This window comes from Nocardia sp. NPDC006044, assembly GCF_042871115.1.
GTDB lineage: Bacteria > Actinomycetota > Actinomycetes > Mycobacteriales > Mycobacteriaceae > Nocardia.
In genome coordinates, this window is the sequence record NZ_JBIAID010000002.1 from 1,401,313 (window position 1) to 1,416,127 (window position 14,815).

At 67.9% G+C, this 14,815-nt stretch carries 13 protein-coding genes; 9 read left to right on the top strand and 4 right to left on the bottom strand.

The annotated features are described in order from the left end of the window. The first annotated feature begins 96 nt into the window (after window positions 1-96). From ACFYO1_RS24035 to ACFYO1_RS24050, 4 genes are all read left to right on the top strand, one after another. Window positions 97-1,746: a flavin-containing monooxygenase gene (locus ACFYO1_RS24035; protein WP_387234885.1), complete on the top strand. Its 1,650-nt coding sequence runs from the start codon at window positions 97-99 to the stop codon at window positions 1,744-1,746. A 19-nt stretch (window positions 1,747-1,765) separates the two neighbouring features. After that, on the top strand, window positions 1,766-2,155 hold the full coding sequence (locus tag ACFYO1_RS24040) for a hypothetical protein (RefSeq protein WP_387234888.1): 390 nt from the start codon (window positions 1,766-1,768) through the stop codon (window positions 2,153-2,155). 131 nt (window positions 2,156-2,286) lie between these two features. Further along, complete coding sequence (locus ACFYO1_RS24045) at window positions 2,287-3,078, top strand: 2OG-Fe(II) oxygenase family protein (RefSeq protein ID WP_387234891.1); 792 nt, start codon at window positions 2,287-2,289, stop codon at window positions 3,076-3,078. After that, entirely contained in the window at window positions 3,065-3,838 is a 774-nt protein-coding gene (locus ACFYO1_RS24050; protein WP_387234894.1) for an SDR family NAD(P)-dependent oxidoreductase, read from the top strand. The genes ACFYO1_RS24045 and ACFYO1_RS24050 overlap by 14 nt, the downstream gene beginning before the upstream one ends. Here the strand turns inward: ACFYO1_RS24050 and ACFYO1_RS24055 are convergent, their stop codons facing one another. After that, window positions 3,839-4,675 carry an SDR family NAD(P)-dependent oxidoreductase gene (locus tag ACFYO1_RS24055; RefSeq protein WP_387234897.1) on the bottom strand — a complete coding sequence of 279 codons (837 nt, stop codon included), beginning with the start codon at window positions 4,673-4,675 and terminating at the stop codon, window positions 3,839-3,841. A gap of 56 nt (window positions 4,676-4,731) precedes the next feature. Beyond that, window positions 4,732-5,631, bottom strand: a complete 900-nt coding sequence (locus tag ACFYO1_RS24060; RefSeq protein ID WP_387234900.1) for a polysaccharide deacetylase family protein — start codon at window positions 5,629-5,631, stop codon at window positions 4,732-4,734. Between the two features lie 289 nt (window positions 5,632-5,920). Here ACFYO1_RS24060 and ACFYO1_RS24065 point away from each other — a divergent pair, with 289 nt between their 5' ends. Continuing rightward, window positions 5,921-8,293, top strand: coding sequence for a flippase-like domain-containing protein (locus ACFYO1_RS24065; RefSeq protein WP_387234903.1), 2,373 nt, complete (start codon window positions 5,921-5,923; stop codon window positions 8,291-8,293). A gap of 531 nt (window positions 8,294-8,824) precedes the next feature. Further along, window positions 8,825-9,415, top strand: a complete 591-nt coding sequence (locus ACFYO1_RS24070) for a TetR/AcrR family transcriptional regulator (RefSeq protein ID WP_387234906.1) — start codon at window positions 8,825-8,827, stop codon at window positions 9,413-9,415. A gap of 1 nt (window position 9,416) precedes the next feature. Here the strand turns inward: ACFYO1_RS24070 and ACFYO1_RS24075 are convergent, their stop codons facing one another. After that, the gene (locus ACFYO1_RS24075; RefSeq protein ID WP_387234909.1) at window positions 9,417-9,752 is read right to left on the bottom strand and encodes a cupin domain-containing protein; all 336 of its coding nucleotides are present in this window, start codon (window positions 9,750-9,752) and stop codon (window positions 9,417-9,419) included. 64 nt (window positions 9,753-9,816) lie between these two features. On the opposite strand from ACFYO1_RS24075, the gene ACFYO1_RS24080 reads away from it, so the two are divergent. Beyond that, window positions 9,817-11,241 carry a PLP-dependent aminotransferase family protein gene (locus tag ACFYO1_RS24080; RefSeq protein WP_387234912.1) on the top strand — a complete coding sequence of 475 codons (1,425 nt, stop codon included), beginning with the start codon at window positions 9,817-9,819 and terminating at the stop codon, window positions 11,239-11,241. A 6-nt stretch (window positions 11,242-11,247) separates the two neighbouring features. On the opposite strand, the gene ACFYO1_RS24085 is transcribed toward ACFYO1_RS24080, so the two are convergent. Then, on the bottom strand, window positions 11,248-12,222 hold the full coding sequence (locus ACFYO1_RS24085; RefSeq protein ID WP_387234915.1) for an NAD(P)H-dependent flavin oxidoreductase: 975 nt from the start codon (window positions 12,220-12,222) through the stop codon (window positions 11,248-11,250). 342 nt (window positions 12,223-12,564) lie between these two features. Between ACFYO1_RS24085 and fadD5 the strand changes: the two genes are divergently transcribed. Together fadD5 and ACFYO1_RS24095 are read left to right on the top strand one after the other, a co-directional pair. Next, window positions 12,565-14,169, top strand: coding sequence for a fatty-acid--CoA ligase FadD5 (gene fadD5, locus ACFYO1_RS24090; protein WP_387234917.1), 1,605 nt, complete (start codon window positions 12,565-12,567; stop codon window positions 14,167-14,169). Window positions 14,170-14,197: 28 nt separating this feature from the next. Further along, a complete protein-coding gene (locus ACFYO1_RS24095) occupies window positions 14,198-14,803 on the top strand; it encodes a cysteine hydrolase (RefSeq protein WP_387234920.1) in 606 nt (201 codons plus the stop codon). The last annotated feature ends 12 nt before the right edge of the window (window positions 14,804-14,815 follow it).

Genomic DNA, 14,815 nt, shown 5'->3' on the forward strand with positions numbered 1-14,815 from the left:
CGCACCCACCTGCGGGTTTCCCGGCGTGCGCCACGCCTGGGCAAACTGTCCCAGACAGTGCTATCGTCGCCTGTAGCACTACCAACGGAGGTAACCGTGTCGATAGCACCTGCGCAGGCGGCGCATCCGCGTTCGGTCGAGCGGCCCGATTTCGAAGTCGTCGTCATCGGCGCCGGCTTCGGCGGCATCGGGATGGGAGTCGAGCTCCGCAAGGCCGGAATTCACAACTTCCTGATCGTCGACAAGAACAGCGACATCGGCGGCACCTGGCAGGCGAATACCTATCCCGGTGTGGCGGTCGATATTCCGTCGGTCTACTACAGCTTCTCCTACGAGCCGCCGAAAGTGTGGTCGCGGATGTTCGCGCCGGGCGCCGAGGTGAAGGCGTACGCCGATCAGGTGGTGGACAAGTACGGGTTGCGACCGCGAATCCTGCTGAACACCAAGGTGGTCGGCGGCGAGTGGGACGAACGGAACCACCTCTGGCGGGGCAAGCTCGACACCGGCCAGGAGGTCACGTCACGCTTCGTCGTCGGCGCCGTGGGCGGCCTGGAGGTGCCGAAGATGCCCGACATCGAGGGGATCGATAAGTTCGGCGGCAAGATCGTGCACACCGCGAAGTGGGACCACGACTTCGACTACACGGGCAAGCGAATCGCGATCATCGGCACGGGTGCGACTGCGCTGCAACTGATTCCGGAGATGGCCGACATCGCGTCGAACCTCACGGTGTTCCAGCGGCGGCCGATCTGGGTCGCGCCGAAGCCGGACTTCCCGATTCCGGCGTTCGCGAAGAACGTCATGGTCAATGTGGGTCCGCTACGCCGGGTATTGCGCGCCGCGGTGACCCTCGGCATCGACTTCGGCATCTCCGGTGCCGGGGTGTTCCACAGCCGGATACCGGGCGCGGTCAAGCTCGCCCAGCGCGGGGGCGGGGCGCTGTACCGGGCCCAGCTGGCGGGGAATCCCGAACTGGCCCAACGGTTGACGCCGGACTACGCGCCGGGCTGTAAGCGGCCCTCGGTGTCGAACCGGTATCTGCGCACCTTCACCAGAGAGCACGTCGAGCTGGTCACCGATCCGATCCGGAAGGTCACCAAGACCGGTGTGGTCACCGCGGACGGTGTGCTGCGCAAGGCCGATGTGCTGGTGTGCGCCACCGGTTTCCGGGTGATGGACAAGGGCTACACGCCGCCGTATCCGCTGTTCGGCCGGGACGGTCTGGAACTCGGCGATTTCTGGGATCGCCACCGCTACCAGGCTTATCAGGGCGTGACGGTGCCGAAGTTCCCGAATCTGTTCCTGATCACCGGGCCGTACGGATTCGCGGCCGGCTCCTATCTCGCGATGATCGAGTGCACCACCCGGCACGCGGCCCGGGCGATCACGGAGGCGCGCAAACGCGGCGCCACCGCGGTGGAGATCAAGCAGGAGCCGCACGACGCCTACTACCGGCAGTGCGTGCGACGCGGGTCGCGGACGATGTGGCTGTCGGACGCGTGCGCGGGCTCCAACACCTACTACGTCAACTATCAGGGCGACCCGGCGGCCATCCGGCCGAGTACCCACCTCGAAATGTGGTGGGGCAACAAGCACTTCCCGTTCGATCACTACGCGTTCACCAGGACGGCCGGCGCTACCTCGGACACGTACACCGGCGCCATCGAAGACGTCCGCCCGGACTCGTTCACCACCGAGGACCTGGCCGAGTTCTTCCGCGGCCGCAGGCTGAGCGTCCGCACCTAACGCCTACCCAGGAGACATCATGCGCAGCAGAATCATCGGCCGTCGCAAGCGGCGCAAGGCAACTCGGGCGCTGGCGGCGGGCAAACCGCCGCAGCAGCCCGTCGTGCTCACCGCGCGGACACCGGACAGCGTGCGCGCCCGGGCATTCGGGCTCGGGCTGGCCGGGACCGGGGCCGCCCATTTCACCGCACCCCGGGCCTTCGACCCGCTGACCGCGCGCGCCTTCCCGCGCGCAACCCGCCGCTGGACCTACCGCAACGGATTCACCGAGATGGTGCTCGGCCTGGCCATCACCTTCCGGCGCAGCAGGCCGATCGGGTCGGTCGGCTTCATCGCCTACCTCGCGTTTCTCGCCGCGCGCTTTTCCGGTGCGCGGCCGGCCGGGGAATCCGGAACGGGCGGCTGGTAGTCACACCGGACGTCCGGACCTGACCGTTCGCACCTCTGCCCAGCAGTCCGCGCACAAAACGAACACCACCTGTGCGAGGCGATAGCCGGGCAATATGATCGCCAGAGGTGCGACGGGAGGGAGTGAGTGGTGTGACAACCGAGTCGATACCGCAGGCGCAGGCGCGGCCGGAGCGGTTCGCGGACGTGTTCGCCCATCGGCGGTGGATCCGCCGCAGTCAGCCATTCCCGCACGTCTACGCCCGGGACGTGTTCGTGCCCGAGTACTACCAGCGGATGACCGACGACCTGGCACGGGTGCGGCGCGAACGGCCGGAATTGTTCGGGCAGGTGGCGACGAACTACAGCGCCGTCGGCGTCCGGCTCGCCGATCTGGCCGACACCGCGCTCTCGGTCTTCACCTCCCGCGAATGGCACGACCTGATCACCGGCGTCGCGGGCGTCACCGGGACCGGTGACCTCGAGGGCTCGGTACATCATCACGCCCCGGGCGCCCCGTACGGATGGCCGCACAACGATCTCAATCCCGCGTGGTTCCCCGGCGAGCCGCCGGGACCCGGCGAGGTCCGGCTGCCGGACGGCACGGTGGACACCAAGTCCGGGGCGCGCGCCGACGGTGTGGTCGCCCGCGAGACGGTCCGCGCGGTGGCGGTGCTGTTCTATTTCGGCAACCCCGGCTGGCAGCCGGGCGACGGCGGCGAGACGGCACTCTACGACAACATCGCCGACGGCGAGAAGCTGCCGGAGCTCACTCTGGTTCCGCCGCTGGACAATTCGCTCATCCTGTTCGAGGTGACACCGCGCACCTGGCACACCTTCGCCGGCGGCAACACCAAGGACCGCAACAGCGTGGTGATGTGGGCGCACCGGACCAAGGACGAGGCACTCGAGCGCTGGGGAGGGGACCGCATTGTCTACTGGTGAACGCCGGGTCTGCCTGATCACGGGCGCGGGCGGGACGCTGGGCAACGTGTTCTGCCGCTCCTACTACACCGATTACGACATCGTCGCGGTCTGCCGCACCCGCACGCCCGCGGTGCCGTCGCAGCTGGAGTGGTTCGTCGATCCGCTCGACCCGGAAAGGCCGGTGCCGGAGAACAATTCGCGGGTCTTCGTGATCCGCGCCGATCTCACCGCGCCGGGCGAGGTGGAGCGGGTGGTCGACCTCGCGCTGGCCAAGTTCGGGAAGGTCGATCTGCTGGTCAACAATGCCGCGCACGTTCAGCTGCAACCGCGCGGCATCGTCGACGGCGACGCCGCGCTGGAGCAGTTCGATCCGCATTTCACCCTGAATGTCAGCGTGCCGCTGCGGCTTTCGGCGCGGCTGGCGCAGCGGTTCTGGCTGCACAACGGCGTGCGGAACCGCGCGGCGAACCGCAATATCGTCAACGTCTCCAGCATCTCCGGCTCGGAGGTGTACCCGGGACAGACGCTGTACTCCGCGTCGAAGGCCGCGCTCAACCAGCTGACCCGCAACATCGCCGACGAGTTCGCCGAGTTCGGGGTGCGCGCGAACGCCATTGCGCCGACCAGCTTTCCGGCGCTGGTGTCCACCGAGCAGGTGGCGCAGGCGATCGTCGAGCTGGATGGGAACGACTTCACCGGCGGTGTGTTCGGCGTCGGGCAGGAGCCGAGCGCGGCGGACAACGCCCACCACGACCGGCTCGCCGAGGCCGACCGGTAACTACCCGGTGATCCGCTCGGACAGCTCCCACAGCTGTTGCGCCAGAGCGGAATCCACCGCCTGCCGGTTGCTCGGCGGCTCCAGCTTGAATCGGTGGAAGTACAACCCGTTGATCTCCTCATGCGTGGTCGCCAAGTGCACCAGCGGTTCCGAGCCCTTGTCCGGCCGGATGAAGAACGGCTTGGCCAGCGGCGACCGGATGAGCCGGCCGAGGCCGAGCGGCGCGTGGTCGTACACCCGGGTGGCGACCGCACCCGGATGGAAAGCGGCGGTGGTCAACCCGGTGCCCTCGGTGCGGCGCGCGAGTTCCCTGGTGAACAGGATGTTCGCCAGCTTCGACGCGGCGTAGGCACCCATCTGGTTGAACGAGCCCGTGGTGGCGTTGACGGTGTCCAGGTTCAGCCTGGCCATCCGGTAGGTCGTGCTCGCCGTATTGATCACCCTGGCCTGCGACTGCACGAGCCGGTCGAGCAGCAGGGTGGTCAGCAAGAACGGGGACAGGTGGTTGACCTGGAAGGTCAGCTCGTTGCCGTCGGCGGTGGCGGTGCGCTTGGGCCAGGAGCCGCCCGCGTTGTTGGCCAGCACGTCGATGCGCGGATAGCGGTCGAGCAGCTGGCCCGCGAGCTTGCGCACCTCGTCGAAGCGGGCGAAGTCGGCGAGGAACGGCTCGGCCCCCGCCCTGGCCGCCACCTCCGCCGTCCGTTCCGGTGATCGGCCGACCACCGCGACGGTCGCGCCCCGCGCAACCAGCGTCGCGGCCGCCTCGGCGCCGATGCCGGAGCTCGCACCGGTCACCACCACGGTCTTCCCGGTCAGATCCTGGGCCTGCACAGCCATTCCTGCCTCCTGTTCAAAGCCTCGCGCGTCGCGGATGCGCAAGGCCGCACGTCGGTCTAGCCGACCTGATCGTCTTCGGCTCGGGCGGATTCGGCAACAGCAGCGCCCGCCTGGTAATGCGCGGCGATCTCGTCGGTGGTGGTCAGCCACACGCCGGGATGGTTCACCACATACTCCAGCGCCTGGTCCAGATACTTGGCCCGGAACGCCTGCCCGATGACGAACGGGTGCAGCGCGAGCGCCAGCACCCGGCCGCTGCCGGCCGACTCCGCATACAGCTGATCGAGCTGATCCTTGACGATCTGGACGAAGTCGGGACCGCTGGTGCCCTTGCCGAGGAACAGCGTGTTGTCGTTCAGCTCGACCGTGTACGGAACGCTCAGCATCCCCGGCACATTCAGCGGATAGGGCTGGTCGTCGTTGGTCCAGTCGAGCACGTAGTTCAGACCGAGTTCGGCCAGCAGCGCCGGGGTGTCGAAGGTTTCGGTGAGCGCCGGTCCCATCCAGCCGCGCGGCCTGCGACCGGTGGCCCGCTCGATGGTCTCGACCACCTCGGTGAGATACGCGCGCTCCTGCTCGATCGACATGGCGGCCTGGAAGATCGAGTTGTTCTTGCCGTGCGCCAGCCACGCCCAGTCCCGCTCCAGACCCGCCGCGATGATCTGCGGATTGTGCTGGACCACATCGGAATTGAGCAGCGCACTGGCGCGAATGCCGTGCCGGTCCAGGATTTCGGTCAACCGCCAGATGCCGACGCGCGGGCCGTAGTCGCGCCAGCCGTAATTCAGCGGATCCGGGGCCAGGCCCGCCGTGCCGGGAAAGATGCTGGTCGAAGGCTGATCCACCTGATAGTGCTCGATGTTGAGGCCGACGTAGAAGGCGACCCGCGCGCCGCCGGGCCACTGAATCGGCGCGCGGTCGGTGATCGGGCTGTAGTCGTAGAGCTCGTTGTCCATGCGGCCATTCTCGAACTTGACGCCAATGTCAGATTCAACCTGTGTAAGGGTGAGATAACGCACAGGGCAGCGGGCCGGCCGACATTCGAACCAACAGACGCGGCGTGTCGGTGTGAATTCTCGGCCAGTCAGACGCAACTACTGATTTCGTGGGCACATGGGCAACTCGTCGGTACGCCCAGAACTCAGCCCTGCCCTGAACCGCCACCCCGCGACGGTAGGTTAAGCGCACCCCACGACCGGCAAAAGGCGCGGAGAGGCGGAGAAGCACGGAGAGGCGGAGGAGCACATGCGAGTCGACGGGCGGGAAATCCCGGTAACGGGGAACCTGCTGCAGCCGCTGTTGCGGCGGACGAGTGACATCATCCGCGTCGTGCTGGCCGCGGTGTGGGTGGCGATTGTCGTCGCGGCCTCGGTGATCACCCGGCCGGAATGGCTTGCGCTGGAACGATCGGTGTCCAACATCGTCGGGTTCCTGAATCCCGACCAATCGAATTTGGTCTATCTCGTCTACGGCATGGCGATCCTGGCGTTGCCGTTCGCCATCCTGCTCGAGCTGATCATCGGCAGGCAGTGGAAACTGCTCGCCGGGTACGCGGCGGCCGGCCTGACCGCGGGACTGCTGCTCTCCATCACCGGCACCGGCCTCTCGGCCCCGAAATGGCATCTGCAGGTGCCGGATCGACTCGACACGTTCCTCTCCCAATTCCTGGACGACCCGCGCTGGATCGCGATGCTGGCGGCCGTGCTGACGGTGTCCAGCCCGTGGCTGCCGAACCGGCCGCGGCGGTATCTGTGGTTTCTGCTGCTGGCCTTCGCGCCGATCCACCTGGTGGTCAGCACCGTGGTGCCCGCGCGGGCGATGTTCGGGCTGGCCGTCGGCTGGCTGGTCGGCGCGATCATCGTGCTCGTCGTCGGCACGCCCGCGCTGGAGGTGCCGCTCGACGCCGCGGTACGGGTGCTGGCCAAACGCGGGCACACGGTCACCAGATTCACCGTGGTGCATCCGGCCGGGCGCGGGCCGCTGGTGCTGGCCGCCGCCATCGACGGGCCCGAGCGCGGGCTGGTCGTCGAGATGTACGGCAAGAACCAGCGCAGCTTCGGCGCGCTGCGCCAGCTGTGGCGCTGGCTCACCTTCCGCGCCAGCGAGACCGCGGCCATCCACGGATCCATGCATCGCGCGGTCGAACATCGCGCGCTGATGGCCCTCGCGATCGGCGACCTCGGCCTGGCCAGCAGCACGCCGGTCGCCGTCGCGGCGCTGGACCGCGGCTGGATGCTGCACGCGCACACCATGCCCAAGGGCACCCGGCTCAGCGAGGCGCCGGTCGAGCAGCTGGCCGGGGTGTGGAAGTCGCTCGACGAGCTGCACCAGGGCCAGATCTCACACGGCGACCTGCGCCCGACCGAGATCCGGATCGACAACGGCACCACCCGGTTCGGCGGCTTCGCCAGCGCCGAATACGGCGCCTCGCTCAAGCAGCAGCAGTCCGACATCGCGCAGCTGCTGGTGTCGACGACCGCGATCTTCGGTAAGGAACCGGCGGTCAGCGCGGCCATCGAGACCCTCGGCGAGCAGCCGGTGCTGGCCGCCGCGAGCCGGTTGACCAAGTCCGCCATGCCCGCCGGGCTGCGGAAAACGGTGCCGGACTGGAAGGACGCGCTGTCCGCCGCGCGCGACGAGGTGCGCAAGCAGACCGGGCAGGACCGGATTCAGGCCGAGCAGATCACCCGCTTCACCCGCAACCAGATCATCCAGCTGGTGCTGCTGATCGCGCTGGTCTATGTCGCGTACCCGTTCATCAGCGCGGTGCCGACCTTCTTCACTCAGCTCAAGACCGCCAACTGGTGGTGGGCCCTGCTCGGGCTCGCGGTCTCCTGCCTGACCTATGTCGGTGCGGCGGCGGCACTGTGGGCCTGCGCGTCCGGCGCGGTGAGCTTCAAGAACCTGGTGATCATGCAGATCGCCAACACCTTCGCCGCGACCACCACGCCGGCCAGGGTCGGCGGGCTCGCGCTCAGCGTGCGCTTCCTGCAGCGGGGCGGCGTCGGCACGGTGCGCGCCACCGCCGCGGTGGCGCTGCAACAGGCGGTGCAGGTGATCACCCACCTGTGCCTGCTCGCCGTGTTCAGCGTCGCGGCGGGCACGTCCGCGGACCTTTCGCACTTCGTCCCGGATGCCACAGTGTTGTATCTGATCGCCGGGGTCGGCGTCGGCATCATCGGCACCTTCATGTTCGTGCCGAAATTGCGGCACTGGCTGAACAATTCGGTGCGCCCGCAATTGCAGGAGGTGCTCGGCGAGCTGGCCGATCTGGCCCGCGATCCGAAGCGCTTCTCGGTGATCATTCTCGGCTGCGCCGTGACCATCCTCGGCATGGCCGGGGCGCTGTGGGCCAGTGTGGAGGCCTTCGGCGGCGGCACCACCTTCGTCACCGTCACCATCGTCACCATGATCGGCGGCACGCTGGCCTCCGCGGCGCCCACCCCCGGCGGCGTCGGCGCCGTCGAGGCCGCGCTGATCGGTGGCCTCGGCGCGTTCAACGTTCCGCTGGATATCGCGGTCCCGTCGGTGCTGCTCTACCGGGTTCTCACCTGCTGGCTGCCGGTGCTGTGCGGCTGGTTCACCATGCGCTGGCTGGCCGCGAAGGACATGATCTAGCCACGGATTTCCTTGGCGGCGAGCAGAACTCCGCAATATCGGGCGAGGCCGTCAGAGCGAAGGTTGCGGTCTCGGTGTCCGGGCGGCACCAAGGTCGAATCGGCAATTCGTCACAGTATTGGAATGTTCGGTCGCGTAGTCGATCATTTCCACGGCCGGGCCGATACCGATTACGCTGCCGCCGGAGGCTGCGCGAAGCACCGGCTCTGTAGCGAGATAGCATGGGCTACAACAGATTTCGGTGACATTACGATCAGGTCCGGGCCGCCGAGCGCGACCGGCCCATGGATGCGTCCCGCGCCGCGTCCGAACGGAAATAGGGCCGGGAAAGTGCGGTAACTCCGCGGCTCGGTAAGCAGAACTCCGGTTTCGGTGTCATGGTAGCCCTGTCGAATGGAAGACTGGGGTGCGTTTTTGGTCATGTGTTCATGGTCGGGAGGGGCCGCCACTTCGACCAGAGGCAAACTACGGAAACCGTTCCATTCGGGACGGATTCGCGACATTTGTACGGGAGGCACATTGTCGTCGGAAGTGAAAAGACTGACGGGCAGCACGGATCGCCGGGTACGGCGGACGAAAAGCCTGCTGCATCGGGCGTTGATCGAACTCATGCTGGAGCGCGGCTACGACCGAATTTCGGTGCGGGACATACTGCATCGGGCCGACGTCGGACGGTCCACGTTCTACGCGCATTTCCGCGACAAGGACGACCTGCTGCTGGTGAGCAGCACCGACTATCTGCGGGCCGCGGTGACCGCGCCGGGCAGCGAGGCCGGGGCCGGGGCCGACGCCGCGACGCCGCTCGCCCCGGTGCACACGCTGTTCCAGCTGGCCGCCGCGAATCCCGAGGTGTACCAGGCGTTGCTCGGCCGCAAGAGCGGTGCGCTGCTGCTGCGGACCACGCGGGAGATGGTCGCCGAGATCCTGGCCGAACGGCTGACCGAGCTGCTCGACATGGACGAGGCCGAATTCGATTCGACCGTGACGTTCCTGTCCTGGGGTGTGGTCGGCGTGCTCGGCGCGATCGCCGACGCGGACCCGCCGCTGCCGCCCACCGAGGCGTACCGGCGACTGGAACAGCTGATCGGACCCGGTCTGTCCGGCCGGGTCCGCGCGAGCTGAGTCAGTTTCCGTATTGCGCGGTCTCCGGGCGCTCGATCAACAGGGTGTGTGCGGGCCGCTCGGCGACCGGACGGTGCCGAACTCCCTTGGGCACCACGAAGATCTCGCCCGCGCGGAGGGTGACCGGATCCTGCCCCGCCAGTTCGATCCGGAACTCGCCGTCCCAGCACAGGAACAGTTCGTCTTCGTCGTGGTGGTGCCACGGGAATTCGCCGGCCAGCTGAGCGACGCGCACGACGGTGTCGTTGACGACGGCCAATTCGCGCTGCTGGAAGGGGCCGGGCAGCCCGGCGACCACGTCCTGAACCGACACCGGAGCGGAGATTCTTGCTGTCATGGCGGTAATCGTCGAACGGGCCGGGTCGCCACGCCATGGCCAATCGGGCAGAATTGGTTTGGCTATGGAGCCAATCAATGTCGCCGAACGCCTCGGGCGCTGGTCAGCGGGCCGGGGCACGCTCTACGCGCTGCTGGCCGCGCGACTGCGCCGCCTGATCGACGACGGTGAATTGCCCGCGGGCACACCACTGCCGCCGGACCGGGTGCTGGCGAAAACGCTGGCGGTGGGACGCAGCACGGTGGTCGCCGCGTACGACCTGTTGCAGTCGGAGGGCAGGATCGTCCGGCGCCAGGGCAGCGGAACCCGGGTGGCCGGAAATCCGCTCGCTCGCCCCGCCGACACCACCAGCGCGCCGGTCTTTCTCGACCTGCTCGAGCCGCGTCCCGAGGTGATTGCGCTGGCCTGCGCCGCGCCGGACACCCCGCCGGTGGAGCTGACCGAGTGCTACGCCCGCATCCTGCCCGAGCTGGCGGCGACCACCAGCGATATCGGGTACTACCCGGCCGGGCATCCCCGCTTGCGGCACGCCCTCGCCGAGTACTACCGGAATCGTGGTGTGCCAACGACTTTCGAGCAGATACTGGTCACCACCGGTGGGCAACAGGCGCTTTCACTGCTGGCGCGGTGTTTTCTGCAGCCCGGTGATCGGGTCCTGATGGAGGCGCCCAGCTCGCCGCCCGCACTGGAGGCGTTCCGCGCGGAAGCGGCCGTGGTCGAGGGCCTTTCGCCCGGGCTGGCCGGATTCGCCGCGGCCGCGCGGGAACATCGTCCCGCGCTCGCCTATGTGATTCCCACCTTTCAGAACCCCACCGGATCGGTGCTGTCGCCGCTGGCCCGCAGGCGATTGGCCGAAACGGCGGCAACGCAGGGTGTTCCGCTCATCGAGGATGAGGTACTCGCCGAACTCGGCTTTCCCGGATTCCGCACGCCCTCGCCGCTGGCGGCGCACTCGGATGCGGTGCTCACCGTCGGCTCGCTGAGCAAGACGGTGTGGGGCGGCCTGCGCATCGGCTGGGTGCGGGCCGCGGCGCCGACCATCGCCCGGCTCGCCCAGATCCGCGCGGTGCACGATCTCGGCGGCGACGTGCCCGCGCAGTTGGCGGCGGCCGAGCTGATGCCGCGCCTGGCCGCCGTCTGCGCGCGGCTCGCGCCGGAACGCAAGGCCAGGCACGACCACCTGCGCGCGGAACTGGCTCGGCTACTGCCCGATTGGACGGTGCCGGAGGTCCCGGGTGGTCAAACCCTGTGGTTGCGTTTGCCTTATGGCGACGGCGCCTCGTTCGCCCAGGCGGCGTTGCGCCACGGTGTCGCGATTCTGCCCGGCAGCGGGCTGGATTCGACCGGCGGCAGCGCGGACCACGTTCGCGTCCACTTCCTGCATCCGGCCGAGACGCTCACCGAGGCGGCCCACCGCCTCGCCGAGGCGTGGCGCACCTACCGGCCGCCGGCCCAGGTGATTCCGTCGCCGCCGGCGCTCGCGATGTAGGAACAGTTATGCCACAACGGCTTCCGCGAGCCGTGCGGTGATGAGCGCTTCGGCCTCGCCGACCATCCGGGTGATGAGCTCCGCGCAGGTCGGGATGTCGTGGATGAGGCCCTGGACCTGACCCGCGCTCCAGATGCCCGCGTCCAGATCCCCCTCCTCGAAGACGCGACGGCCGCGCGCACCGGCGACCAGGTCGCGCACGTCCTCGAAAGTGCCGCCCGCCTTCTCGATTTCGACGACCTTGCGGCTGATCTCGTTGTCCGCGACGCGGGCGGTGTTGTGCATGGTGCGGAAGATCAGCTGGGTGTCGCGCTCGGTGTGCGCGACGATCTGCTCCTTGACCTTCTGGTGCACCGCGGACTCCTGGGTGCACAGGAAGCGGGTGCCCATGTTGACCCCGTCCGCGCCGAGCGCGAGCGCGGCGACCAGGCCACTGGCGTCGGCGAAACCGCCCGACGCGATCATCGGAATGTCCAGCACCCTGGCGGCCGCGGGGATCAGGATCAGGCCGGGCACGTCGTCCTCGCCCGGGTGGCCCGCGCATTCGAAGCCGTCGATGCTGACACCGTCGACGCCGATCCGCTGCGCCTTCAGCGCGTGCCGCACGCTGGTGCACTTGTGCAGCACCTTGATGCCCGCGTCCTTGTAGTACGGCAGGAACGGCTCCGGATTGCTGCCCGCCGTCTCGACGATCGTGACGCCGCTGTCGATGATCGCCTGCACGTACTCGGCGTACGGCGGCGGGTTGATCGACGGCAGGATGGTGACGTTCACGCCGAACGGCTGGTCGGTCAGCTCCCTGGTGCGGGCGATCTCGCGGCGCAGGTCGTCCGGCGTCGGCTGGGTGAGCGCGGTGATGAAACCGAGCCCGCCCGCGTTGGCGACGGCCGCGACGAGTTCGGCCCGGCCGACCCACATCATGCCGCCCTGCACGATCGGGTGTCGCACACCGAAGGTCTCGGTGAACCTGGTCCGCAGCATTGCGCTCTCCTCTTGCCTCGCGCGGGCGTGCCAGTTCGCCCGAAGACCTGAATAGTGACACGGGGATCCATCGGTATTCAACCCGTAAGTAAGCCGACATTCGCATCTGATCAACGCACTGTCCGGCTTCTCACTGCGCCTGATCGACCGAAAGCGGTCGTAAAACAACAGTTGAGACCGGGTTTACCCACCTCGACGCCGAACCGGTCTGATTAACGACGATTCATCTCGCGAACCCTTGCCGTCCAGATAAGTTAGTTGATATTCTGCGCTCAGTTCAGCCCGTCACAGCGGTCGGCCATCCCGGCGGACGCACGTGCCGGTGCGAGAGGAGTTCGTGGCATGACCACCCGTGTACCTGAGGGACGGCAGCAGGCGGAGCCGGTGCGAAACTCGCTCGACGAGCCGCTCAGGTCGCGGCGTAATCACTGGAACAACCAGATCGCCGTGCACGCGCAGATGCGCCCGGACGCGGTCGCGCTGCGGTTCCGGGACGCGGACACCACCTGGCGGCAACTGCACGAGCGCTCGCAGAAGTTCGCCGACGCCCTCGCTCGCCGCGGCGTCGGCTTCGGCGACCGGGTGCTGATCCTGGCACTGAACTACCCCGAATACGTCGAGGCGGTGTTCGGCATCAACGCACTGGGCGCCATCGCGGTCCCGGTGAACTTCCGGCTCACCCCGCCCGAGGTCGCATACATCGTCGGCGACAGCGGGGCGAAGGCGATCGTCACCGACACCGTGCTGCTGCCGCTGGCCACCGCGGTGCGGGCGCAATCCGCCACGCTGGAAACCTGTTTCGTGATCGGCGGGCCGAGCGCGGACGGCGTGTTCGGCTTCGAGGACGTACTCGCCGAGGGCGGCGAGCCGCACACCCCGCTCGACATTCCCGAGGACACCCCCGCGCTGATCATGTACACCTCGGGCACCACGGGTAGCCCGAAGGGCGCGATCCTGTCCTACGCGAACATGAATTCCCAAGCGCTGACCGTGATCCGGGCGCTGGCGACCGAACAGAGCTCGATCGGGTTCTGCACCTCGCCGCTGTTCCACATCGCCGGACTCGGCAGTCTCGCACCGTGTTTCCTGCTCGGTGCGAAGACCGTGCTGCATCCGCTCGGCGCGTTCGATCCCACCGAGTTCCTCGACGCGGTCGAGCGGGAACAGGCCACCAGCGCGTTCTGCGTGCCCGCGCAGTGGCAGGCCATCTGCGCCGAACCGCGGGTGAAGGAGCGGAAACTGGCGCTGACCGCGCTCAGCTGGGGTGCCGCGCCCGCCTCCGACACGGTGCTGAAGGCGATGGCCGACTGCTTCCCGAACGCGTTCAATGTCGCGGTGTTCGGGCAGACCGAAATGTCGCCGATCACCTGCGTGCTGGAGGGCAAGGACGCGCTGCGCAAGCTCGGCTCGGTCGGCAAGCCCATCCCGACCATTCAGACCAGGATCGTCGACGACGAGATGAACGACGTCGCACCCGGTGAGATCGGCGAAATCGTCTACCGCGGACCGACACTCATGCAGGGGTACTGGAACAAGCCGGAGGCGACGGCGGAGGCCTTCGCCGGCGGCTGGTTCCACTCCGGCGACCTGGTCAGCCAGGACGAGGAGGGCTTCATCTGGGTGGTGGACCGGAAGAAGGACATGATCATCTCCGGCGGCGAGAACATCTACTGCGCCGAGGTGGAGAACGTGCTCTTCGCCCACCCGAAGATCCGCGAGGCCGCGGTGATCGGGCGCGCTCACGAGAAGTGGGGCGAGGTGCCGGTCGCCGTCGTCGCGCTCAACACCGCCGAGGACGAGCTGACGCTGGACGAGCTGACCGGGTTCCTCGACGCGAACCTGGCCCGCTACAAGCATCCGAAGGATCTGGTACTCGTCGCGGAACTGCCCCGCAACGCCAGCGGCAAGGTGGTCAAAGTTCAACTGCGCAAAGATTATTCGTCCTGAGCGCGGTGAGCTGACGTAGGGTCGGGGGATGGCGATCCCCCGTATCCGCGCGGCCGTACTCGCACTGCACTGGCAGGTGAACGTGATCAAACCCGACGGCTTCTTCGGGCCGATGCTCGCCGAGCCGGTCGCAGCCAGCGGCGTAGTCGCGCGTGCGGTCGATTTCCATAAAGCCGCCGCTGCGCAGGGATTTCCGGTGGTCTTCACCCGATTCACCATCCCGGTCGGCGAGGGCGAGCTGGTGCGCAACACCGGCTTCATGCGATCGGTGGGCGCGGCGCAGACCGAGTTCCGGCCGGATTCCGCGGGTGCCCAGCTCATTCCGGAGATGAATGGGCTGGCGAGCGAGGTGTTCGACAACCAGAAGCTGTCCGGGCTGGCGGGTAACGCACTGGCACAGTGGTTCACCGAGCAGAACATCGACACACTGTTCGTCACGGGCGTGGCGACCAACCTGACCGTCGAGCAGACCGCTAGGCACGCGACCGATCTGGGGTTCACCGTGCACCCGGTGGCCGACTGCGTCGCCGCGGCGAGCACCGAGGCACACGAGGCGGCGCTGGCGAATCTCGAACTCGTCAGCGCCGGTTCGCTGACCGCCGCACAGGCGCTCGAGCTGCTGATCCGCCGCTGATCTTGATCCGGG